The 22,600-nt window shown below is 66.1% G+C and carries 22 protein-coding genes and 1 pseudogene; 11 read left to right on the top strand and 12 right to left on the bottom strand.

What is annotated here, in order from left to right:
• The first annotated feature begins 140 nt into the window (after nt 1–140).
• Nucleotides 141–1,697, top strand: coding sequence for a hypothetical protein (locus tag IPI67_19715; GenBank protein MBK7582415.1), 1,557 nt, complete (start codon nt 141–143; stop codon nt 1,695–1,697).
• Between the two features lie 106 nt (nt 1,698–1,803).
• Here IPI67_19715 and IPI67_19720 read toward each other — a convergent pair whose 3' ends face one another.
• Nucleotides 1,804–2,238, bottom strand: coding sequence for a hypothetical protein (locus IPI67_19720; GenBank protein ID MBK7582416.1), 435 nt, complete (start codon nt 2,236–2,238; stop codon nt 1,804–1,806).
• A gap of 40 nt (nt 2,239–2,278) precedes the next feature.
• Here IPI67_19720 and IPI67_19725 point away from each other — a divergent pair, with 40 nt between their 5' ends.
• The 5 genes from IPI67_19725 (at nt 2,279) to IPI67_19745 (ending at nt 7,191) form a co-directional block, all read left to right on the top strand.
• Nucleotides 2,279–2,608 carry an FHA domain-containing protein gene (locus IPI67_19725; GenBank protein ID MBK7582417.1) on the top strand — a complete coding sequence of 110 codons (330 nt, stop codon included), beginning with the start codon at nt 2,279–2,281 and terminating at the stop codon, nt 2,606–2,608.
• A gap of 79 nt (nt 2,609–2,687) precedes the next feature.
• Complete coding sequence (locus IPI67_19730) at nt 2,688–3,602, top strand: oxidoreductase (GenBank protein ID MBK7582418.1); 915 nt, start codon at nt 2,688–2,690, stop codon at nt 3,600–3,602.
• 67 nt (nt 3,603–3,669) lie between these two features.
• Nucleotides 3,670–4,917: a L,D-transpeptidase gene (locus IPI67_19735; protein MBK7582419.1), complete on the top strand. Its 1,248-nt coding sequence runs from the start codon at nt 3,670–3,672 to the stop codon at nt 4,915–4,917.
• A gap of 90 nt (nt 4,918–5,007) precedes the next feature.
• Nucleotides 5,008–5,463, top strand: coding sequence for a DUF533 domain-containing protein (locus IPI67_19740; GenBank protein ID MBK7582420.1), 456 nt, complete (start codon nt 5,008–5,010; stop codon nt 5,461–5,463).
• Nucleotides 5,464–5,529: 66 nt separating this feature from the next.
• Nucleotides 5,530–7,191 carry an AarF/ABC1/UbiB kinase family protein gene (locus IPI67_19745; protein ID MBK7582421.1) on the top strand — a complete coding sequence of 554 codons (1,662 nt, stop codon included), beginning with the start codon at nt 5,530–5,532 and terminating at the stop codon, nt 7,189–7,191.
• 73 nt (nt 7,192–7,264) lie between these two features.
• On the opposite strand, the gene IPI67_19750 is transcribed toward IPI67_19745, so the two are convergent.
• From IPI67_19750 to IPI67_19765, 4 genes are all read right to left on the bottom strand, one after another.
• Nucleotides 7,265–7,594 (bottom strand): ATP synthase F0 subunit C, encoded by a 330-nt coding sequence (locus IPI67_19750; GenBank protein MBK7582422.1) that lies wholly within the window; start codon nt 7,592–7,594, stop codon nt 7,265–7,267.
• A gap of 67 nt (nt 7,595–7,661) precedes the next feature.
• Entirely contained in the window at nt 7,662–8,432 is a 771-nt protein-coding gene (atpB, locus tag IPI67_19755) for a F0F1 ATP synthase subunit A (protein ID MBK7582423.1), read from the bottom strand.
• Nucleotides 8,433–8,435: 3 nt separating this feature from the next.
• Nucleotides 8,436–8,825, bottom strand: a complete 390-nt coding sequence (locus IPI67_19760) for an ATP synthase subunit I (GenBank protein ID MBK7582424.1) — start codon at nt 8,823–8,825, stop codon at nt 8,436–8,438.
• Nucleotides 8,803–9,072 carry an AtpZ/AtpI family protein gene (locus IPI67_19765; GenBank protein ID MBK7582425.1) on the bottom strand — a complete coding sequence of 90 codons (270 nt, stop codon included), beginning with the start codon at nt 9,070–9,072 and terminating at the stop codon, nt 8,803–8,805. Before IPI67_19765 ends, IPI67_19760 begins: the two co-directional genes overlap by 23 nt.
• Nucleotides 9,073–9,226: 154 nt before the next feature.
• Here IPI67_19765 and IPI67_19770 point away from each other — a divergent pair, with 154 nt between their 5' ends.
• Genes IPI67_19770 through IPI67_19780 form a run of 3 tightly spaced genes read left to right on the top strand, consistent with a single transcriptional unit; the run spans nt 9,227 to nt 12,434 of the window.
• Nucleotides 9,227–10,144 (top strand): hypothetical protein, encoded by a 918-nt coding sequence (locus IPI67_19770; GenBank protein MBK7582426.1) that lies wholly within the window; start codon nt 9,227–9,229, stop codon nt 10,142–10,144.
• Nucleotides 10,141–11,325 carry a hypothetical protein gene (locus tag IPI67_19775; protein ID MBK7582427.1) on the top strand — a complete coding sequence of 395 codons (1,185 nt, stop codon included), beginning with the start codon at nt 10,141–10,143 and terminating at the stop codon, nt 11,323–11,325. Before IPI67_19770 ends, IPI67_19775 begins: the two co-directional genes overlap by 4 nt.
• Entirely contained in the window at nt 11,325–12,434 is a 1,110-nt protein-coding gene (locus IPI67_19780) for a metallophosphoesterase (GenBank protein MBK7582428.1), read from the top strand. Before IPI67_19775 ends, IPI67_19780 begins: the two co-directional genes overlap by 1 nt.
• Here the strand turns inward: IPI67_19780 and rdgB are convergent.
• The 4 genes from rdgB to IPI67_19800 all read right to left on the bottom strand — a co-directional run bounded on the left by rdgB (nt 12,431) and on the right by IPI67_19800 (nt 17,672).
• Nucleotides 12,431–13,084, bottom strand: coding sequence for an RdgB/HAM1 family non-canonical purine NTP pyrophosphatase (gene rdgB, locus IPI67_19785; protein MBK7582429.1), 654 nt, complete (start codon nt 13,082–13,084; stop codon nt 12,431–12,433). The genes IPI67_19780 and rdgB overlap by 4 nt on opposite strands.
• A gap of 97 nt (nt 13,085–13,181) precedes the next feature.
• A complete protein-coding gene (locus IPI67_19790) occupies nt 13,182–14,738 on the bottom strand; it encodes a HAMP domain-containing protein (protein MBK7582430.1) in 1,557 nt (518 codons plus the stop codon).
• The gene (locus IPI67_19795; GenBank protein MBK7582431.1) at nt 14,725–15,807 is read right to left on the bottom strand and encodes a (Fe-S)-binding protein; all 1,083 of its coding nucleotides are present in this window, start codon (nt 15,805–15,807) and stop codon (nt 14,725–14,727) included. The genes IPI67_19790 and IPI67_19795 overlap by 14 nt, the downstream gene beginning before the upstream one ends.
• Nucleotides 15,804–17,672 (bottom strand): GAF domain-containing protein, encoded by a 1,869-nt coding sequence (locus tag IPI67_19800; protein ID MBK7582432.1) that lies wholly within the window; start codon nt 17,670–17,672, stop codon nt 15,804–15,806. Before IPI67_19800 ends, IPI67_19795 begins: the two co-directional genes overlap by 4 nt.
• A 127-nt stretch (nt 17,673–17,799) precedes the next feature.
• Here IPI67_19800 and yccX point away from each other — a divergent pair, with 127 nt between their 5' ends.
• Entirely contained in the window at nt 17,800–18,078 is a 279-nt protein-coding gene (gene yccX / locus IPI67_19805) for an acylphosphatase (GenBank protein MBK7582433.1), read from the top strand.
• Between the two features lie 20 nt (nt 18,079–18,098).
• Nucleotides 18,099–19,838, top strand: a complete 1,740-nt coding sequence (locus IPI67_19810; protein ID MBK7582434.1) for a hypothetical protein — start codon at nt 18,099–18,101, stop codon at nt 19,836–19,838.
• Between the two features lie 124 nt (nt 19,839–19,962).
• On the opposite strand, the gene IPI67_19815 is transcribed toward IPI67_19810, so the two are convergent.
• The 3 genes and pseudogenes from IPI67_19815 to IPI67_19825 all read right to left on the bottom strand — a co-directional run bounded on the left by IPI67_19815 (nt 19,963) and on the right by IPI67_19825 (nt 22,599).
• On the bottom strand, nt 19,963–20,805 hold the full coding sequence (locus IPI67_19815) for a PhzF family phenazine biosynthesis protein (GenBank protein ID MBK7582435.1): 843 nt from the start codon (nt 20,803–20,805) through the stop codon (nt 19,963–19,965).
• Between the two features lie 111 nt (nt 20,806–20,916).
• Nucleotides 20,917–21,561, bottom strand: coding sequence for a 50S ribosomal protein L17 (rplQ, locus tag IPI67_19820; protein ID MBK7582436.1), 645 nt, complete (start codon nt 21,559–21,561; stop codon nt 20,917–20,919).
• Nucleotides 21,562–21,572: 11 nt separating this feature from the next.
• Nucleotides 21,573–22,599 (bottom strand): annotated as a pseudogene (locus IPI67_19825) (DNA-directed RNA polymerase subunit alpha).
• Nucleotide 22,600: the final 1 nt, after the last annotated feature.

A 22,600-nucleotide genomic window follows, 5' to 3' on the forward strand; every position in this document is an offset into this window, starting at 1 on the left:
CCTGTACTATCCTCGCTCTTCCTTCGGCAGCGATGCGGGCGGGCCCTCGAATGGCAAGGTACGCGAAAACGAAAAGGTTCTCGGGGAATCTCGGCGGGCGTTGGGGACGCACTGTCCGAGGTGCAACCCTCGGCGTCGCGATCGGGATCGGCGCGGCTTCGGCCGGCTGTCGGACCACGAACGATGACATCGAGCGTTGGACAACGACGGCTCAAGGGCCACGGAAGTTGATCGCGGTACTGGTCCACGACAAGTACCCCATCGATCTCCGCGTCGAGGCCGCGATGGGCATGGTGCGCATGAAGGCGCGCGGAGGCCGGCGCATCGGCATCCTCGGACAAGACGACCAACCCGGCTTGGTCAGCGCGCTCGAGTCGATGCCGCCGGCAAGCCGCGAGAAGATCGTGTCTCGCATGGTGCCGCGTCTCGAAGAGGAGATGCGCAAGCCGCCACCCAAGGCGCAAGCTGGCCAGCCCGCGCCCGCGGATCCCAGCTTCGAATACAAAGACGCGGCCTTTGCACTGCTGACCCACGCCGAAGGCGGGTTGATGCAGAGCGATGAGAACAAGAAGCGCCTGCGAGCCGCGCTGGTGGAATGGTCGATGACCGACTTCGCAGACCGCCTCGAGGAGTCGTCGCAGCTCTACGGCGTGGAGCAGGTCTTGCGCGAGCTCGGTGCCGAAGGTGTGACGCGCCTGCCGCCGCAGATGCTGCCGGGAGCCAAGAAGCTCGACCGCATGGCAGATCTGATCGCCGAGCTGGCCGACCCGGCGACCAAAGAAGCCGCCAGCAAACAGCTGGTCTTGGTGGCCAAGGACATCTCTTCGGCCCACTGGATCGAGCAGAAGGCTCCGCTGGTCGAGGCAGCCAACAAGGCCAGCAAACTGAACCCGACTCCGGCGCAGTTCAAGGCTCAGCTGTCGCAGTACCAGGAAGAGGAGCTGCTGCGTGTCTTCTCCTCGATGAAGAAGGTTGGAGGGGTTCCCACCGTCGACTTCCTGCTCGACTTCGCCAAGGTCGAGAAGGAAGAGAAGCGCCGGGCAGCGGCTCTCGCCGCGCTCGAGGGCAACCTCGACAAGAACAACGCCAAACACGTGGCGACGATCCTGGACCTTGCCTCGGCGGCGGACACACCCGACGGCGTGCGCGACCTGGCGCTGAAGCGCGTCGGTGAGCTGCCGCGCAAGCTGGTCGTCGACAAACTCTACGGGCTCTTCTCCAACGACAACTGGAAGATCCGCTGGGTCGCCGCCGAGCTGGTGTTGAAGATGAGCGACACGTCGCAGCTCGGCGAATTCATGAGCAAGCTGTCCAGCGTCCGACACATGGCGCTGACCGAGCCGCTCCGTTACGGCGCTCTGATCGGCGAGATGAAGGGCAAGGACAAGCCCGAGAACATGGTCGACAAGTACCTCGGGCGAGAGAACGCCACGTCCGTTCGCCTGAGCGCCATGGGCTACTACTACGAGTGGGGCGGAAAGCCGGAGCTCGGAAAGATCGACCCGCTCACCGGGGACCGCGGGAAGGTGCCTGACTGCAAGGAAATGACCGACTGCGAGTGGAAGTGCGCGGTGGGTGAGGGCAAGAGTCAGGAAGTGAAAGAGGTCTCCACCGTCGGCGAGTTTGCCCAGTACTGCGTGAAGCCGGCCATGGAGAAACGCGCGGCATCCAAGAAGGGTGAGACCAAGGGCAAGTGATGGAATCGTCCGACCCGAACAAGAAGGTTCCTCGTACGTTTCAATGCCGCGAATCGCTCTGGCAGAAGTTCGAGCAGATGGCGCGGGAGCTCGAGTGCTCCGTCGATTACCTGATCAACGACGCGATGAAGCAGTACGCCCGCCAGCGCGGGTATGGCAGCACTGCGCACCCGGCAACGATGGGTGCACCGCCGCCGCCTCCGCCGCCCCCCGGCGGGCCGCCGCCGATGCCTCCCACGTCATCGCAAGGGCGATCGTCGGCCGCACCCACGCCACCGCCGCCTCCGCCGCAGGCTCGCGCGTCCGTTCCCCCTCCGCCTCCACCGCGCGGAACGTTCCCGTCGGCGGGCGGAGCGCCGCCGCCTCCGCCGCCGCCGCCGCCGCCGCCAGCAACTGGCGGTTCGGTTGCGCGCCGTGCGCCGGGGCCACCTCCTCCACCTCCTCCGCCCCCTGGGCCACCGCCCGGACCGCCTCCTGCGCCGCCCCAGCAATACCGCAGCGCAGCACCCCCACCCCCGCCTCCGCCGGGCCCGCCAACCATGGGCGGCCGTGGTGGCGGTCCGCCGCCCCCTCCCCCACCCATGCCGCGCTCGGCGCCGCCTCCGCCGGCCCCACCGGCGCAGCAGCCCTACGGCACGCTCAACATCTACTACTCGGGCGAGCGCTTTCCGATCACCAAAGATCGCTTCATCATCGGGCGCGGCAAGCAGTCTAGCGACCTGACGATCAAAGATCCGAACGTGTCGCGTCAGCACGCGATGGTCGAGTACTTGAACGGGCAGTACTACATCGTCGACATGGGCTCGACCAACGGCGTCGAGTACAACGGCCAGCGTGTGCAGCGGAAAGTGATCAACGAGGGAGATCACTTCAAGGTCTGCGATCACGAGATCAGCTTCAGTTATGGCTGACGCGCCAGGGCGCGCGCGCTGTGGCGAACAGCGCCGCCGCTTCGCCCGCCCGCTGTGTTGCTGATCGACGGGGGCGAACGTGCGAGTTGCAGTTCTGGGAGCCGGAGCCCTCGGCCGAGTCTACGGTGTTCACCTCGCCGAGGCCGGAGAGCAGGTCTCGTTCGTCGTGCGCCCGTCCCGGCTGACCGAGACGCGGGCCTTCGTGATCCAGCGGCGCAACGGAGACCGCCTGCGCCGCCAAATTGCCGAGCCGCGACGAGTAAGCGAAATCCCGCCCGACACCGCCCTGATTCTGCTCGCTGTGCGCGCCGACCAGCTGAACGAAGACGTGGAACGGCTGCTGCAGAGTGGCCCTGAAATACCCGTGGTCGCGCTCACGCCGCTCCTGCCGCTCTCGCTCGCTCGGCTCGAAGGTTGGACCGCCGCCAATTGTTTCGTTGCCATGCCGGCGCTGGCATCGAGTGAAGGGCCCGACGGGGTGGACGAGTACTGGGCGTTCCGCGCATCACCCAGCCTGTTCGAGGAGCGCGACGTCGACGGCAACGACAGCGTGCGCGCGTTGGTTGTCTCACTCCGGCGCTCGCGCCTCCCCGCTCGCTCATCCAGAGACGTGCGACAGCGCAACCCGGCGACCACGATCGCGTTCTTTCCCATCTCGGTCGCAGTGAGCCGCGCCGGCGGAGTCGAGCCAATGCTCGCCAATCCGCAGCTCGCCTCGCTCGGTGCCCAGGCGGCGCGCGAGGCCCTGGTGCTGGCGCAGAGAATCGGTCCCATCGAGCTGCCGCTCGTGCTGGCCCTCCGCGGCGTCACACCGCGGACGCTGCGCTGGGTCTTTTCCGTCGTGGGCAAGCTCTTGCCCGAGGCGAATCATTTCGTCGACAGCCACTTCGGTACCAAGCTCCAAGCTCAGCATCGAGTGCTCGGGGCCGAAATCCTGGAGCTCGGGCGAGCCCACGGCGTGGCGCTTCCCAGCCTGGAACGCCTGCTCGACTGAACATTCCACGCGCGCGACAAGCCGAGATTTTCGGCGCGGCCGTCCCCGAGCGCTACACTCGCCAGCGGTGCGTCCGCTCTCCATCGCGCTCGCCTTGGCCCTGGTGACACCCCGGGTTGCCGAGGCCCAACCTCTGCCCTGGGTGGAGGGTGGCCTGCCAATCGCAGTCGAGATCGCCAGTGTGGAGATCCCCGAGAAGGACGAGCCGCTCTATCTGCGACCGGCTCCTCACGCGGCGCGTCGGGGATCCGCCGAAATGAGCGCCCGGCTGCCGCTGTATGCGGCCAAGCGCGGCGCTGGCTGTCGGGGGTACTGGCTGATGGTCGGGCCGCTCGCCTGGGTTTGTCAGGATCGCGTGCGACTGTCGACGGATCCACCGGTCGGCGCGCGCAAGGGTCCGATCGAAATGCCCGACGGCATGCCGTTCCGTTACCACTTCGTGGGCAGGAACGGCGCGCTCGGATACCACACGCTGTCGGTGGCAGAAGAGATCGCCCCCGACGCGGAGCTCGAGCCCGGCTTCGCAGTCGCGGTCGTCAACGTCGCGAAGCGGGGTGCTGATCCCTTCGCATTCACCACCAAGAATCTCTGGATCCCCATGCGCGACCTGGGGGCCGTGCGTCCGCTCCCGCTCCGGGGCATCGAAATCACCGATGGGATGCTGAACCTAGCCTGGGTCTACGAAGACCACGCACGGGTCTACAGCAAACCCGGCGGTTCGCGCCTCAGCTCCGAGACCCGCCCGCAGTGGGAGCGCCTGAAGGTCCTCGACACCGTCACCAAGGAAAGACATCGCTGGTTCCGGATCGCACAAGATCGCTGGGTGAATGACCACGACGTGCGGGCCCCCACGACCGCGCCCGTGCCTGGCGAAGCAGCCCCTGGAGAGCGCTGGATCGACGTCGACATTGCGAACCAGGTGTTGACCGCGTACGAGGGCGAACGGCCGATCTTCGCGACCATTGTCTCGACCGGCAAGGGCAAGGGCAAGAGCATCCTGGCCACACCGGTTGGTACACACCGGGTCTGGGTCAAACTCCTGTCGAGTGACATGGACAACCTCGAGGACGAGGACGCCAGCCGTTATTACGCCATTCAAGACGTGCCCTGGGTCATGTACTTCGAGAAGGGCTACGGTCTCCACGGCACCTTCTGGCACCGCTCGTTCGGCCGCGTTCGCAGCCACGGCTGTGTCAATCTGACCCCCATGGACGCACAGCGCCTGTTCAACTGGACGGGGCCCAGCCTGCCGGCGGGTTGGACCGCCGCACTGCCGACCGAATACGACCGCGGCACCCTGATTCGTGTGCGCTGAGCCGGGCTTTCGGGCCCTTCTCAGGAGCTCGCGGCAGCTCTCCATCACGACTTGTCGCACGTCGCTGGACCGTGAATTAGTATCACTCCCATGAGCATCGACATCGGGCGTGACACCGTACTCGCACTGGTGGCGGTCGCGTGGGCCGACGGCGCGGTCGACCCCGCCGAGGCCGCCGGCATTCGCGGAGCAGCACAACAACTGGGTCTGGACGCCGACTCGATCAAGGTGATGGAAGCCGCGCTCGGGCGCGAGTTCAGTCTGGACGAAGTGGAGACGGTTCGCATGAACCGGCTGACGCGGCTCTTCACGTTCGCGGCGTCAATCTGGATCGCGACTCTCGACGGAGGCATCGGGACCGAGGAAGAGCAGGTGCTCGATCTGCTCGGAGATCGCCTGGGGCTGTCCAAGATCGCGCGGGACCGCGCCAAGGGCGTCGCGCTCGGCCTACGCGATGCGCCCCCCTCCAATCGCCCCGGCGGCTTCGATCTGCCCGCGCTGAAATCCAAGCTCTCGGCGGGGCTCAGCCAAATCGGCGACGACTGAGCACCAAAGATGGTCTCCATCGTCCACGCTGCTCGCGACATCGCGCGAGTTCGAAAGATCTCACTGGTGTTGGTGCGCCACGGGTTCGGCGAGATCGCCCAGCGCATCGGCTTCGGCAAGGCGAAGAAGACACACGACAGCACGCCACCGCCTGCAGCCAAAGGCGCGACGACAGACGTCGAGATCACAGCCGAGGACGAGGAGCACGGTGCCAAGGAACGCCAGGAGACCTCAACGGCGGTTCGCGCCCGGCGTGTGCTCGAAGATCTGGGCCCCTCGTTCGTCAAGCTCGGGCAGATCGCCTCGACCCGCGCCGACGTGCTCCCCCCCGAGCTCCTGGCGGAGCTGAAAAAACTTCAGGACTCCGTGCCGGAAGTCCCGTTCGATCAGCTCAAACGCCAGGTGGAGCGCTCGCTTGGCGCCGAGCTCCCGGAAGTGTTCGAGAGCTTCGAGGAGAAACCGCTGGCCGCAGCCAGCATCGCCCAGGTCCACCGCGCGGTCCTGCGCACCGACGACGGCAACAAGGACGTGGTGGTCAAGGTGCAGCGGCCGGGCATCGCCGAGACCATCGCGAGTGATCTCGATCTGCTGCATACGTTCGCGGCCCTGATCGAGCGGACGATACCGGAGAGCAAGATCTACAACCCCGTCGGTCTGGTGCAGCAGTTCGACAAAGCCATCACGGCCGAGCTCGATTTCGCCACCGAGGCCGACAACGCCATTCGCTTCGCCCAGAACTTCCAGGGGTTTCGCAACGTGCGCTTCCCCGCGGTCTACAAACAAGCCTCGAGCAAGCACGTTCTCACCCTCGAGTTCATCCCGGGGAAGAAGGTCTACGACGCCCTGGCCGCGGGTTTTCACCGCAAGAAGCTGGCGAGGATCTCCCTCGACGTGATCGTGAAGCAGATCTTCGAGGACGGCTTCTTCCACGCCGACCCGCACCCCGGCAACGTGATGGTGCTCGGTGAGCAAGAAGACCCCATCTTGGTGATGATCGATCTCGGCATGGTCGGGCGCCTGTCGCCACGCATGCGCGATCTCACCGTCGACGTGATGGTCGGCGCGGTGCGAAAGGACTACGAGGCCATCGCGGATGCGATGTACGCCATCGGCACGCCGACCAAGAAGATCGACATGGACGCTTACCGCGCCGAGGTCGGCATGCTGACCGAGAAGTACCTGGGCAAACAGCTCAAGGACATCGAGCTCTCGGCCATGATCCGCGATCTGGTGCAGGGTGCGACCAAGTACGGACTGGAGATCCCTTCCGACTTCATGCTGGTCGGCAAGGCGCTGATGACCGTCGAGGGTGTCGGCAAGGAGATCGACCCGGAGCTCGACGTCTTCGAGGAGGCCAAGCCGCTCTTCGTCGAGATCCTGCGCAAGCGTTATTCACCCGAACGCCTGGGCAATGAGCTGCTCCGACGCATCGAGAAGCTCAGCGGTGCGACCTACAACATGCCGCAACAGCTCCAAGAGGTGCTGGACGACCTGCGCCTCGGGCGGCTGAAGCTCAATACACTCGACCCGGCTGCGGGCGCAGCGACCGATCGGCTGGGGCGCCGTCTGTTCTCCGCCGTGGTCGGCGCGGCACTGATCATCGGCGGTGCGGCGCTCGCCGCATCGGGCCGAGAGATCGTCGGCTACCTGCTCGTCGTGCTGGCCGCAGCGTTGCTCGGGGCCCACGTCTTGGCGGACGCGGGCCGGGCCTTCCGCCGCAAGAAATGAGACCGAGCGCAGAAAGGCACGCCGGCGCGACGATGAAGTCGCACCGGCGTCCAAAGCTAGACTGTAGGCGCGATCAGATGACCTTGGCCTGGAGCAGGTACGCAATCGCGAACGCGAACAGCACCAACGACTCGATCAGTGCGAGACCGAGAATCATCGGCGTCTGAATGCGGGCCGCGGCGCCCGGGTTGCGGCTGATGCCTTCGAGGGCGGCCGCTGCGGCACGACCCTGTCCCATGGCGCCACCGAGCACGGCGAGGCCAATCGCGAGGCCGGCGCCGAGGGCAGCCATGGCCTGGGCCGAGAACTTGTTGGCAGCGGCTCCGCCATCCTGCGCGAACGCGCTGGTGGCGAACAGGGTGACGAGCGTAGCGACGACCAGCGCCAGCTTGTTCTTCGACATGACTTTCAAGTCTCCTTTATGGGGGCGGGGCGGCTCTAAGCCGAATTCTGAGGGAAATCTAGGGAAATCAGTGGTGCTCTTCGTGCTCTGTCGCGAGCGAGATGTAGATGCTCGTGAGCAGGGTGAAGACGAGGGTTTGGACGACGACCACGAGGATGCCGAGCACCATCACTGGCAGCGGCACGAGGGTCGCGACCAGCGCCAGGAAGATCCCCAAGATCAGGTGATCGACGGCCATGTTCAGCATCAAGCGTACGGCCAGGGTGATCGGCCGGACACACAGCGAGATCACCTCGATCGGGAAGATCAGCGGCGCGAGCCAGATCTTCGGCCCCATCAAGTGTTTGACGTAGGCCATGCCGTTGGTCTGAATACCGACGTAGTTGAAGTAGATGAACACCACCAGGGCACAGCCGAGGGTGATGTTGAGACTGCTGGTCGCCACCGGAAGCCCGGGGAACAGCGCCATGATGTTCGAGAAGAACACGAACGTGGCGGAGGTGCCGATGATCGGGAAGTATTTCTTGGCCCGGTCCGCGTCCATGACGCTCTTCGACAGATCGTAGAAGTACCCGAGGAACGCCTCCATGAAGGTGCGGAGGGTGAGCTGGTCGTCGGGGATGACGGCCTCGTTGGCGTCGGCCAAGCGCGACTTCACCCGCAGCGCGACCAGAATCACGATCAGCGAAACCAGCAGCGAGGCCGTGATCGGCTCGAAGCTCTGCCACGTGGGTGGGTGATGCCCAACCATGGAATCACCGATCGATTCGGCGTTGTGCGAGAGGGTGTCCTTCGCATACGCGAGTAACAGCGTGAGCCAGGATGCGTGCTCGGGCATGGTTCAGGTCTCCTCACCCACGGCGCGCGGGGCGCCGAACTGACGAATGACGACACCGATGGGCAACGCGCCGTAGCCGATCATCACCGGCAACAGCTCGACCCAGCCGGTCTTGAGCAGAAGGTAGAGCCCCCCGAACAGCACACCCATCTTCAACACGGCGATCAGCGGCCACGGCACGCGACCTCGCTTGTCACCGAACATGCCGCCGACGACCCAGCCAATGACCCACAGGTTGGCCGTCGCGATCACCGCGCCGAGGGCGACACTGCGAGTCAGTGTGAACCCACCAACGAAGCCCGCGCCGACGGTGAACGCGGCACCCACGAGCGCGACCGTCCAGACGGCGCGCGCCGTGCCGGGGTCTTTCTCAGTCGGGGTCTTCGTCGTCATCGAACTTCTTCCTGGCTTCGCGGTCTTCGCGGTCCATGCGCTCGGCGTCGAGGTTGGCCTGGCGCAGTGCACGCCAGAGACTCCGGACACCAGCGGCGAGACCGAATCCGAAACCCACCAGAGCAATCCAGCGAGTGCCGAGCTTTCGATCGAGCCAATTTCCTACGAAGAGGCCAAACAGCACGCTGAGTGCCAGCTCAAGTCCGACCGTCCCGTAGGTACCGAGACCTTTCCAGTTTTGCTTCACCAAAGCCCTCGCCTTGGAGGGCCACTCCGCACGGGGCAGAGCGCAGAAAAACCCCCGAATCAGCAGGGGCGGCGGTCGATTAACACGCCCGCACAGGCGGGGTCAACGACACCTCGACGCGCCGCGCCGAAAGCCTGGTGCTATCCTCCGGCACATGGGTCGGACCGCCGTCACCGTCGCACTGGTCGCGTTTTTTGCGCCCGCCCTCGGGTGGGCCCAAGGGGGAGAAAAGCCCCCGCCACCTGCGCAACCCGCACCAGCCCCGGGACCAGCGCCGGCGCCGCAGGGCGGGCCACCACCCGGTGGACCGCCTCCTCAGTCCTACAGCGAACCGCCCGGCCCGCCTCCGCAGGGCCCGCCTCCAGGGGCCTACGAGCCGCCGCCACCGGGCTACTACTACGGTCCACAACAGCAGGTCTGGGAGCCGCCTCCCCCCGCCAAGCCAAGGCACCGAGCACCCAAGACCGCGTTCTGGCTCGGCGCGCGCATCGGCTACTTCGTGCCGTTTGGCAATCTCTGGCTGCGCTCCACGCCAAACGGCTACGACGAGGTGAAGTGGAGTGAGTACGCCTCGAGCGGTCCCCTGTGGGAGGTCGACGTCGGCATGCGCTTCACGCGCAACTACAACGTGTTCTTCACCTGGGAGCGCGCGGCGCTCGGCAAGGGCAGCGCAGGACCGGACGCCAACGGCGGCCAGAAGACCGGCAGCAGCGACTACTACGCCATCGGTCTCCGATTTTCATCCGACGCCGATCGTGTGGGGTTCCTCACCGAGATCGATCTCGGATGGCGGCGCTTCAAGGCCGAGTGGGAGGATGGAACGCAGCTACAGATGACGGAAGCTCCCCTCGAGTTCCGCATCGGTTTGGGCGCCGACATCCGTGTTACCCCGTTCTTCTCGCTGTCACCGATGGTGACGCTCGGGGCGGGCGCGTTTGGTAAGGCCGAGTGGCAAGACGCCGCCGGCAAGAAGTCCGACGCCTACGCCCCCGGCGACGAGAGCGCAGGGCACGGCTGGCTGACCTTCCAGCTCGGCGGCCACTTCGACATTCCAGGCGGCAGCGGGGGTTGAAGCTGCGAGCTCGGCACGCGATCTCGGTCGCGTTGCTCACCACTCTGGTCGTGATGCCGTGCCGCGCCGACGACGACGCTGACACGCCACCCTCGCACCTCGGCGACGCCGAATGGAAACCGGATCAGAGTGGTGTCGGACCGGCAAGCGCGGACGCGCCGGAAACCGTCGACCAGACCGCGCACGATCCGGCCCGGCGTCTGCTGAACACGGCGGTCGCGATCGGACCGGGAGCGATCGTTCACGGCGCAGGACACGTCGCAGCCGGACGCACCGAGACCGGAAGACATCTGGCCCTCGCCCAGCTCACCGGCCTCGGCACGATGGTGGGCGGGCTCGCCGGGCTCGCCCTCACGGGAGCCAGTCGTTACGTGGTCGGACCGCTCGCCGTGGTGACCATCGCCGGCGCGGGCCTGTTCTTCCTGCCCTGGGCCGCAGACATCTACGGAACGGCGGCGGGGCCCGATGGTGCCGGCACTGCGCCGCGTCTCGCACCCGTGCTGGTCAGCGAGCTCGGCCACCGCTACGTCTACGACCCGCAGTTTCGCTACCGGCACTTCCTGGTCGAGAGCGTCGACCTCCGCGTCGGCCGTCTGCGCCTCGCCCCGAGCGCCTGGTTCGCGCTGGATGACGACAACGCGCGGGTGCGCATGCTCGCGGCCTGGCGTCTCACTGGCCCGACGCCGCACGAAGTGGCGCCGGATGGCAGCTTCGTCGATCTCGAGGCGGCGGTGACCCACCAGCGCTTCGACTCGGATGGTTTTCGTTCGCTCACTGGCGAAGTCTCGGTCAGCACTCGCGCTGATCTCGCGGGCTGGGACAGCGCGCTCGCCGGCTCCTTCGTCGAGGCGGGCACGGGCCTCGCGCTCCAGCGCTTCGAGTATCGCGTGCCCGGCGTTCCCATCGACCCCGAGACGAATGACCTGTTGCTCTTGCGCTTTGCGTTCGGTTTTTACCTGGGACGCGGCGCGAATTCGGGCGAGGCGCAGCTCTTCTACGACCATCGCCATGACGACTACGCCGCAGGCTTGAAGGTCCCCGGTCTCGGCAGCGGCGTGGCCGGCCACCTGGGCTTCGACGTGCGACAGTTCTTCGGAGATCTCGGCGTGCGCGTCGAGGGCCAGGTCGGCTCGGCGGCGATCTTCGGCGCCTCACTTTTGTTTCGACAGGGAGTGAACTGATGCAGCTCGTTCGCCGTGTGGGATTGGTGTCTGCCATTGCGCTCGCGCTCTCCGGGGGCTGCCTGCGCCCGACTCAGGAGCGCGCGGAGCGAGATCTCGAGGTCGGCAAGGCGAAGAAACACGGCATCGAGGTCGTGGTCACGGATGGGCTGGCCGCAGTCCGCGAGCTCCAGCCAGGGAAACTCCAGCTCTGGAGCAGTGCTCCGGCGTGGGAGATGGACGTCATCACGAGCGAGAGCGTCGCACCGACCTGGATCCTCAGCCTGGAGAACGTGCTCTCCGACGTCGAGCTTCGAGCGGAGAGCAACGGCAAACCGCTGACCGTCAGCTTGCTCGACCAGAAGCTGCCGACCCGCAAACGCTACCGCGTGACGCTGCCTGCGGATGCACGCACCCACTTCGTGCTCGCCCCACCCGACCGCGACGACGCCTCGAAATGGCGCTTTGCCGTGATGAGCGACGTGCAGGAAGCCATCGATCGGGTCGGTGAGCTCTACTCCCAGATGAACCAGGTGAAGGGCTTGCGCTTCTTACTGGGCGCGGGCGACCTGACCCAACAAGGTCAGGTCGACGAGCTCGAGCGCTTCAAGAGTGAGCTCACGTCACTGGACGTGCCGTACTACACGACGCTCGGCAATCACGAGCTCGGTGACGAGGGGCCCGCCTACCAAGATTGGTATGGACGAGCCAGCTTCAGCTTCGTATTCCGCAAGGTCCGCTTCTCGATGCTGGACTCGGCGAGCGCGAGCGTCGATCCCATGGTCTTCGACTGGCTCGACGGCTGGCTCGCCAAGAGCAAAAACGACGTTCACATCGTCGCCATGCACATCCCGCCGATCGATCCGGTGGGCGTGCGAAACGGCTCCTTTGCCAGCCGCAACGAGGCGGCAAAGCTGCTCACACGCCTGGCCAAGGGCAAGGTGGATCTGACCCTGTACGGCCACATCCACAGCTATTACTCCTTCGACAACGCCGGCATCCCCGCCTTCATCTCCGGCGGCGGCGGAGCAATCCCCGAGCGCTTCGACAACATCGGCAGACACTTCCTGGTAGTGGACGTCGATCCGAAAAAGGGGATCGAGAACGTCGAGCTGGTGCCGGTGGACTAGCCCGAAATGCGCTCGGTCTCGTCCAGCTGGCTGTTGATCACTTCGATCAACACCGGGCGCATGTGGCGCACGGCGCGCGCGCGATGGCTGATGCAGTTCTTCTCGGAATCACTGAGCTCCGCCATCGCCTTGCCGCCGGCATCGGCAGCCAGAAACAGCGGGTCGTAGCCGAATCCGCCGCTCCCGCGCGGATCCCGTGCGATGGCCCCTTCAGCACGCCCCTCGGTGGTCTTCACCTCGCCGCCCAGCCATGGACTCGCCAGCGCGAGCACACAGCGAAACCTCGCCCCGCGTTCGTGCCCGCGCTCTGCCTCTTCGAGCGCACGCAACAGCGCCGCGTTGTTCTCGGCGTCGGTGGCCCGGTCGTGGGCGAAACGTGCCGAGCGGACCCCCGGACGACCACCGAGCGCGTCGACCTCGAGCCCGCTGTCGTCCGCCAATGAGAGCATGCCCGTCACTTCGCAGATGGCCCTCGCCTTTTGGATGGCGTTGGCCTCGAAGGTCTCGCCGTCCTCCGGCAGCGTCAATTTCTCACCCAGGACCTCGGCGGTGGTCACGAGCTGCACGGGCAGATCACCGAGCAGCGCGCGCAGCTCGGCCGCCTTGTTCTCGTTCGAGGTCGCCAGGACGATGGTCACCACGGGCAACATGAGGTGCTTCGAGGATTAGCGCTCCTCGACCCGAAACTCCACCTGCACCTGTCGAAGCAGCGTGGCGGCCTGCAAAGGCCACTGCCCGGAGTCCTCGTCATGCCTCACTCGCCGGCGGCGGCGGGGAGGCCTCGTCGCGCGGCGGCAGATGAAGCCAGAACCGCGTGCCACCCTCGCGGCGCGCCTCACACGCGATGCTGCCGCCGTGGGCCTCGATGATCTGCCGCGTGATCGCCAGGCCAAGCCCCGTCCCGTGGCCCTTGGTTGTAAAGAACGGCTCGAACAAATGCGTGCGCGTGGCCTCGTCCATACCGCTGCCCTCGTCATCCACCGTCACGTCGAGCCCACCACCCGACGCGCGCCTGACCCTCAGCGTGACCTCTCCGCCGTTGGGCATGGCTTCACGCGCGTTGCGCAGCAGGTTGAACAGCGCTTGTTTGATCTGCGCCTCATCCACGCGCACCGCCGGCAGCGCTTCTTCGATGTCGATGTTCAGCTCGACGCCGTGGCGGCGGAGATCGCCGCTCATGAACACACAGGCTTCGTTCACGAGCTCGTCGATTTGCTCCTCTTCCAGGCGCAACGGCTGTCGCCGGGCCACGGAGAGGTACTGTTCCGTGAGCTGTGTGAGTCGCTCGACCTCGTTCTTGATCGCCCGCAGCAGCGTCACGGCCTCCTTTGTGTCCTCGCGCTCACCCAGATCTTCCTCGAGCAGCTCGACGTTGAGGGCGATGCTCGAGAGCGGGTTGCGCACCTCGTGGGTGACGTGGGCCGCCATCTTGCCGATGGTGGCCAGGCGCTCCGAGCTGAGCAGTTGTTCGTTCGCCCGAGCGATGGCCGCGACCATGCCCTCGAAGGTCGTGGCAAGCTCTCCTATCTCGTCCTTCGAGGGCACCACCGGGTGCGGGCGCAGGTCACCGCGCGCCACGGATTTCGCGCGATCGGTGACCGCGGCCAGGGGTTTCAAGACCCGCCGCGCATAAAACGCCATCAACACGCCCACCAGAAGCGTGAACCCCGAGAGCGCCAGGAGCAGGCGGATTGCCAGTCGCTCCCGCGTGCGCGCGGCGTCGAGCAACGAGTCGACGTTCTGCGCCACACGCTGCTCGAGCTGACTCATGCGCTTCTTCCCCTGCGCACCCCGCGTGACCAGCTCGTCGCGCAGGTTGTCGGCCCGCTTTGCGTCTCCGCGATCGAGAGCATCGAACAGTCGTCCGAGCAGCTCGCGGTCTTGCGCCAAGAAGTCCTCGATGGCCGAGGCCTCTCGGGAGAGATCGACACCCACGGCTCGCACCGACTCGTCACCCGAGCTGGCAAACGCTCGCGAGATGGAAGCCCGGACCTCGCCGAAGGTCTTCGGCCGCCCGATGCGCAGCGACGTCTCGAACCAGACCCGCTTGTCGGTCGGGTTGCGAGCGGTGGTGATGTGGTTCAGCTGCGTGTTCCAGGTGTCCTGGTTGGCAACCAGATCTCGCAACGCGAGCGAGAGCGGCAAGTAACCTCGACGCATCAGGTCGGCCTCGGTGGCTGCGCTGCGCTGTGCAAACACTCCCCACCCCGCCGAGAGCGCAAAGGCGAAGGTCACGAGTGCGTACGACAGCAGCACCCGCGTCGCGACTGTGCGTCGCCCGGGACGCGGACTAAGACGAACCATCGGATGGCCGCGAGCTCTCTTCGAGGACGCTCATCAAATCGACGGCGTCGACCCCCTGATTGCGGAAACGCTTCAGGCCCGACGCACACGCCGTGACCACGAGCCCCCCGCCGAGCTCGCGGTGCTCCGACAAGCGGCGCTCGGTGATACGTGACGCAACCTCGGGCATGGTCTCGGGTAGAAGACCACCACCGCCAGAGCAGAGGGAATCTTCGCGGTTGCGCGCGAACTCGTCCGCCGAACGACCGAGTGCCCGAGCCAGGAGCTGACGCGGAGCATCGTAGATGCCGAGGCCTCGTCCGAGCTTGCACGGATCCTGATAACGCACCGGGGTGCGCGCCAGGCGTGGAACCTGGTTGAACGCACCCAGGCGCGCGCCAGCGAGCTCGACGAGGGTCTTCGGTCCGAGCTCCGACAGCGCGAGCGCGCAGGTTGGGTCGAGCACGACGAACCGCGGCGCGCCCGCCACCGAGGCCCGCAGGCGTTCGACGTTCGCTCGGTATCCGCCAGGATCTCCCGCCAAGAGCAGGGGCAGTCCGCAACAGCCGTCGACCAAGCGCACACCGCCGAACAGCCGTACTGCGACCGCGACGGCGGAGCGAGCCTCCGCGGGCAGCTCCCGTGTGTATTCACAACCCAGCAGCAGCGCCGTCTCGTTCGTCTCGTTGACTCCGGGCTCCTTCCGCAACGATTCGAGGGCAGCGGAGGTCTGCTTGCGGGTCTGCTCGAAGCCGGCCAGGACTGCTTCCGACGCGGCGGGCGCGAGCCCGAGCGCTCGATACTCGGCACGGGCGTGGCCCAGGGTATGCGCGACCTCGTTCTTGTGATCGCACTGCTCCCTGCACGAGAAACAACCGGTGCAAGCCCAGGCCGTCAGTGCCAGCTCCGCGTCTGGCTCGACGTCACCTCGCGCCGCGAACCACGCCAGGCTCATCTTGCCCCAGGGAGTGAGCGAGTCGCGCGGTTCTGCCTCCGACACGGGGCACGCCGCCCGACACAGCTTCGGGCAGTAGCCGCAGGTTTCGAGCGCCGCGCGGCGCTCGTCGAGCAAGGCAAGCGTGCGCTTCATTGGTTGGTCTTGGGCGTTTGACCGCGACCGGCGCCTCGAGATTTCGAGGCCTTCGCGGCTGGGGGAGCCGAATCCTTGCCGTCATCTTGAGGCAGACGCAGCTGAAACTCCGTGCCTTTGGCCGAGCTGTTCACGAGCACGCTGCCACCGTGCTCCTCGGCGATCTTCTTCACGATGGCCAGTCCCAGTCCTGTGCCCCCCGCCTTGCCGGCAGTGACGAAGGACTGAAACAAACGCCCCTCGATCTGCTTCGGGATGCCCGGCCCCGTGTCCCTGACGGCAACCACCAGGTCGCTGCCGTCCAGGCCGGCGCTGATGGTGAGGCGTCCCCCGTGCTCCGCCATCGCTTCGATGGCGTTGCGCGCCAGGTTGTGAATCGCACGCGCCACGCGATTCTCGTCGAAGCGGGCCACTACCTTGGTGTCGATCTCGAGCTCGAGCTCGACCGCGCGCCCGTCCACTTCGTGCCCGAGTTGCCGGGTCAGGTCGGCGAAGAACTTCTTCAAGAACACCCGCCGGATGAAGATCGTGCGCTCGCCCCGCGCGAACTCGAGCACCTCGCGCTGCATGGCGGTCAAGATGTCGAACTGTTTCAAGATCTCCTCGGCGTACTCGGCGCGCTGCTCCGTCTCGTCGGCCTCGGCCATCAGCTGGGTGTAACCGCTGATGACGGTCATCGGTGTCTTGAAGTCGTGGATGACCTGCGACAAGAGCTTGCCGATGGTCGTCAACCGCTCGCTCACCTCTCGAGCTCGGTTGGCCAGGAACAGTCGTACTGCCGTGGACACGTTCGCGCTCACGAGGCGCACCAGGTACAGATCTTCGTCGGTGAACGGCGGCGCCCCGGCCGCGCCGAACAGACCAATGGAGCCGAGCGCCGCGCCGTCGCCCTCCAAATGCAGGGCCAAAACCGGCTCCACTTCGAAGGAAATCCCCAGCGCGAGCTGCTTGTGCCAGCGTGGATCGTCCTTGGCAGAGACCAGGCGGATCGGCTGCTCTTGCTCCATGGCTGTCGAAAGCACACCTTCTCCCGCCTTCACACCGCGGCGCGACAACGGCTCGGCGGCGGTCGAGTCGAAGGCATACTCGACGAGATCACCGCTGTCCTCCTCCGCGAGCATGATGGCAGCGCCGCGAGCGCCGCACGCCGCGGCCAAGCGACTGAGGGCTCCGGTGATGAGCTCTTCGATGGACTGCGCGTTGGCGGTCGCACGCTCCAGATCGAACAGTAGCTCGAGGTCTCGGAGCTTGCGCTCGAGCTGGTCCTTGGTGTCGAGCAGTTGTTTGTTCTTTTGAATCAAGGACAGGAATAGTCGCGAGTTGTCGATGGCAACGGCCGCCTGGGTACTCAGTGCATTGAGCAGGGCCTCGTCCTCCAGCGTGAACTCGGCGCCGTCCTTCTTGTTCAGCACCTGGATGACACCAATGGTGCGGCCCAGGTGATTCTTGAGCGGCATGGCGAGCATCGTCGTCGTTCGGTACCCAGTGAGCTGGTCCCACTGCCGCTCGAACCGTGTGTCACCGTATGCGTCGTTGATCCGGAAGGGTTTGCCCGTCTGGGCCACCGTCCCCGCGATGCCGTGGCCGACCTTCAGTCGAATCGAGCGCACGTTCTGCCCGACCACAAACCGGCTGACCAGCTCGTTCTTGGTCTCGTCGAGCAAGTAGAGCGTCGCGCGGTCGGCCTCGACCAGCTCCGTCACGCGGTCCAGAATCAGCTCCAGGAGCTCATCGAGCTCGAGGGTGGTGCCGATGGCCACCCCGACCTCGCGCAGCGCGGCGCTGACCCGCTCCGCGCGAGAGAGCGCCGCCGCGAGCTCCGAAGGGCTCCTTTCGCCGGGCTTCGGGTCCGCCGCGAGCGCCACGCGTGGGATCACATCATGGACGGGGCTGCAAAATCAAAGCTGAGCTGACCGTGTGTTCAGAGTGGCGCCCCCGAGGCTCCGACGCCGCTGTTCCATCGCGGGGAAAACTGCTTTAACTGACCTCAGAATGGCGCTGAAGCAGCTGAACCTCGTCGTCCGAGGGCGAGTCCAAGGCGTCTTCTTCCGCGCGTCGGCCCAGCGCGAAGCCAAGCGGCTGGGGTTGACGGGGTGGGTGAAGAACCGCAGCGACGGCTCGGTCGAGATGCTGGCCGAGGGTGAAGAGACGAGCATTCGCGAGCTCTACGGCTGGGCACAAAAGGGTCCCAGTGCGGCCCGCGTAGATCGGGTGGACACGCGATGGCGCAGCTTCAGCGGCGACTTTCCCGATTTCCGCATCGTGGACTGAGCAGCGTTGCTGCTCTGGTGGTGTCGCTCGCGACACTGCTGCCGTCAGCTCACGCTTCCTCCCCGAGCGCCGAAGCCCCCGCTGCGCCGCGCCACGATCGCGCACTCGCAGCGCTGCCGGAGGTGCCGAAGATCACGCTGCCGGAACCGACCGCAACGGACCTGGAAGATCTCGATGCGGTCCTCGCACGCATTCGTAGCGACGACGCCACCACCCGCGAGTCGGCCGCGCCCGAGGTGCTCGAGGCCAAGCCGACCTGGGTTGCGGCCATCGCGCGTCGTATCGACACGATTGCGGACAAGGCAAACCGAGACGACATGCGCCGGGCGCTCGACGATGCACGGGGCAAGGCCCGGACCAGCCAGCGCAAGAAGATGGAGGCCGAGGGAAAACGCGGACGGGTGGAGACGCCGGACTACCTGAGCATCTTGATCGCGGCGGCCCAGCCTGCAAACAAGGCCTGGCAAGATCTCGTGGGGGTCGTGGCGCTCAGTCGCATGCTCGCGACCATTGGCACGGTCGAGGCTGCCCGCGAGCTGATCAACGTACACAGCCGTTTCGGCGATTTCTTGCGGGTGGACGTGCAGCTTTTGCTGAGCAAGATGGGGGACAAAGCGGTCGCAGCGCTGGTCGAGGCACGCCGACACAAGGCGGAGAAGATTGCCAAGTGGGCCACACGTCACCTCGACACGATGGGCAAGGCGATCCCGAGCGAGGCGGTGCAGACCGAGGACCACCAGGTGCTCGCCGACGTTCTCAGGGCCTACGGACGCGTGCGCGATCCCGACGCGGCGCGCATCGTGATTTCGTTCGCCAACACCGAGCGGGCCCAGGTGCGCGAGGCGGCGCGTCAGGCGGTGGCGATGATGGGGGAAGTGGCCGGCTGGCAGCTGCGCGACAGCTACGAAGATCAGCTCGGCAAGAAGCCGCCCCGAGACTGGACCTGGGATCGAACCGCGCGCGAACTGTTCGGTGAGCTCGACCGTCAGCGTCTGGCGCAGGTGTACACGCTCTTCGACGAGGGCTCGAAGGCGCGCGGCGAGGGCAACCTCGAAGCAATGCGGGTGGCCTACGACAAGGTGCTCGCGCGCAACCCCCGCTTCGAGCACAAGGACGAGCTGGCGGACGGTTACTTCGAGTTCGCGCGCAGGAAGCTGGACGACGATCGACCCGCGGCACTCACCGCGCTCCGCCGCGCCGAGCGCCTGACTGGCAACGCCGAAGACAAGAAGCGGATCCAGAGCCTGGCGCTGACGCTCGAGGGTGAAGTCCTGGCCGAGAAGGGCATTGCGGATCAAGTACTCTTCAACCGAGCCCTGGAGCTCGACCCAGACAACGGCCGCGCGAAAGACGCACTCGCGCGCCTGCGGAGGGGCGAAGTCCAGAAAAAGAGCGCCACCGGACGCTGGGGCGCCGCCATCGCCATCGCGGTCGGTGCGCTGTTTGCGCTGCTCGCCATCGCCCTCCGCCGAGGCCGCCGCGACGAAGAGCCGGCGCCGGAGCCGGCTGAGGACGCTCCGAAACCCGATGCTGACGCGGGCACCGAAGAAACCCAGCCCGACGACGACCCAAGTTCGTCAAGACCGGACCGCGACAACGATGACTCCGCATCCGTCGCCGCCCCCAAAGCCGATCACGCCGAACCGGCCAATGACGAACCGGCAATACCGACCGACGCCGACGACCCCACCGAGAAGCCAACCGAAGCCCCAACCCCAACCTCAGCGCCCGGCGACGACGACCCGCCCCCATCGAGCTGACGCCACCCTGCAAGCTGTCAGCTCTTCAGTTCAGAGGATTTACAGGAAGGCCGGAAGGGCAGAAGTAAAATTTCTATTTTTTCTCGGCCCTTCCGTCTTCCTGTGAACTCTCTCTCTCCGCCCTTCAAACCCGGAACTCCCCCCGCGCCACCACGACCGCTGAGCCGCCCACCTCCACCCGCTCGACGCTGTCACTCGTGCCACTGACCCGTGCAAACAGCACGCTTGGCCGTCCCAACTCGGCGCCTTGCTCGATGCGGATCTCGTCACCAAAGGCGAGCCGCCCGTGGCGAGCCAGGTGGAGCGCAAGCGGCCCCGCCGCCGAACCCGTCGCCGGATCTTCGTTCACGCCCGCTTCCGGCGCGAACATGCGCGTTTTGTACTCGAGGCCGGAGCCCGCAAACACACTCACGCCGTGCGTGGGCACCCGGGCAAGCCGCGCAAAGTCCGGTCGCACCGCGGCCACCGCCTCGCGTGACGCGAGCGCAACGTAGGTGTGCACGATCCCATTGTCGTAGGACTCGATGGGGAGCTCCGAGCGCTCGACACCCAGCGCCGCACACAGCTCGTCCGCGGCCTCGAAGGTCTTCCAGGTCGGAATCGGCTGTTGCATGCGGCCGAACGTCACCCTGCCGCCTTCGCGCGTGAGCGCCACCGGTACTTCACCCCTGCCGGTCTCCAGACGCATGTCGTCGACCGTCATCGGACTGCCCAGCACGAACGCCGTGCCGAGCACCGGGTGTCCGGCAAACGGCACCTCGCGAGCGGGCGTGAAGATCCGGAGCTTGGCGTGCCCACCTTGCTCGGCGCGCAGCACGAACACCGTCTCGGAGAAGTTCGTCTCGCGCGCCAGTGCCTGCATCGTCTTGTCATCGACGCCGCTGGCGTTGGTGAAGACCGCGAGTTGATTGCCCTCGAGCGGTCGGTCGGTGAAGACGTCGCACACGACGTAGCGCAGGGTTCGCATGCGCGTCAGTCTAGTCGCGAGCCCGAAGCATCCACCCCAAATGCGCGACGGGCACCGCCGGTCTCCCGGGGTGCCCGCCTACCTGTCGACGCACGAGCGTGCTTCGACGATTCAGCTCTTGGCGCGGAGCGCCTCGACGAGCTCGGACTTGTTCATCTTGCTGCGTCCTTCGATCTTGGCGGTCGCCGCGAGCTCTTTCAGCTCGTCGACGCTCTTGCCGTCCAGACCGTCGGCCGCCGCAGCGGCTGCCTTCGGGGCCTTGGAACCCTTGTCCGCCTTCGCGCTCTTCGCCGGCCTTCCGGACGACGACCCACGCTCGACGAACTCGATCAGGGACATCGGGGCGTGGTCACCTCGACGATGACCGAGCTTGATGATGCGCGTGTAGCCGCCCGGCCGCTTCTCGAAGCGCTTGGCCAGATCCACGAACACCTTCTCGACCAGGTCGATCTTCTCCACCTCGCCGCTGTCCTGCACCGTGCCGAAGCGGCGCAGAAATTGGCCAACCTGGGTCTGGGCCGCGAGCCGGCGCGCGCGGTCCTTCTCGCTGAGCTGATCGTTCGGCGTGTAGGCGACAGCACCCAGGCGCTTGGCGCGGGTGATGAGGCGCTCCGCCAAGCGGCGCAGCTCCTTGGCCTTTGCATCCGTGGTCTCGATGCTCTCGTGAGCCACGAGGTTCGCGGCGAGCGCGCGGAACATCGCCCGGCGGTGAGATGTATTGCGGCTGAATTGCCGCCCTGCTTTGCGGTGACGCATGACTTACCGTCTCAGTTCTGGGCCTGCTGCTGCTTCCAGCGCTCGACCATTTGGGGCCAGCTGTCGAACTTCATGCCGAGGCCGAGACCCATCGTCGAAAGGATCTCTTTGATCTCCTTCAGCGACTTGCGGCCGAAGTTCTTGGTCTTCAGCATGTCCTGCTCGGTCTTCTGAACCAGCTCGCCGATCAAGGTGATGTTGGCGTTCTGGAGGCAGTTCGCCGAGCGCACGCTGAGCTCGAGCTCGTCCACCGAACGGAACAGGTTCTCGTTCAGCGGCTCGTCCTCGCCGACCCGGTGCGTGGTAGCTCGTCTCCTCGGTCTCCTCGAAGTTGATCCAGATCGAGAGCTGCTCTTTCAGGATCTTCGCGGCGAACGCCACGGCGTCGGAGGGTTTCACCGCGCCGTTGGTCCAGACCTCGAGCGTGAGCTTGTCGTAGTCGGTGACCTGCCCGACGCGCGCGTTCTGCACGGTGTAGTTCACCTTGCGGATCGGCGAGAAGAGCGCGTCGATCGGGATGGTCCCGATGGGCATCGTCGGGGTCTTGTTGCGCTCGGCGGGCACGTAGCCGCGGCCGACGTTGACCGTCAGCTCCATCGACAACGGGCCCTTCTTGTCGAGGGTCGCGATGGTGTGGTTCGGATTCAGGATCGACAGCCCGTCGACCAGCTGAATGTCGCCAGCGGTGACCAGACCGGGGCCCTCTTTCTCGAGGCGAACCGTGTAGGTGCGCGGCGACTCGGCCTTGAACACCACCTCTTTGAGGTTGAGGATGATGTCGCTCACGTCCTCGACGACGTCGGGGACGGTCGTGAACTCGTGGAGCGCGCCCTCGATGCGGACGGCCGTGATCGCGGCGCCCTGGAGCGACGAGAGGAGCACGCGCCGGAGCGAGTTGCCGATGGTGATGCCGAAGCCGCGCTCGAGCGGCTCACACGTGAACTTGCCGTAGAACTCCGAGGAGCTGTCGGTCTCGATGTGGATCGCCTTCGGTCGAATCAGATCGCGCCAGTTTCGACTCATCATTTGGGTAATCATG

This window comes from Myxococcales bacterium, assembly GCA_016706225.1.
Lineage (GTDB): Bacteria > Myxococcota_A > Polyangia > Polyangiales > Polyangiaceae > JADJKB01.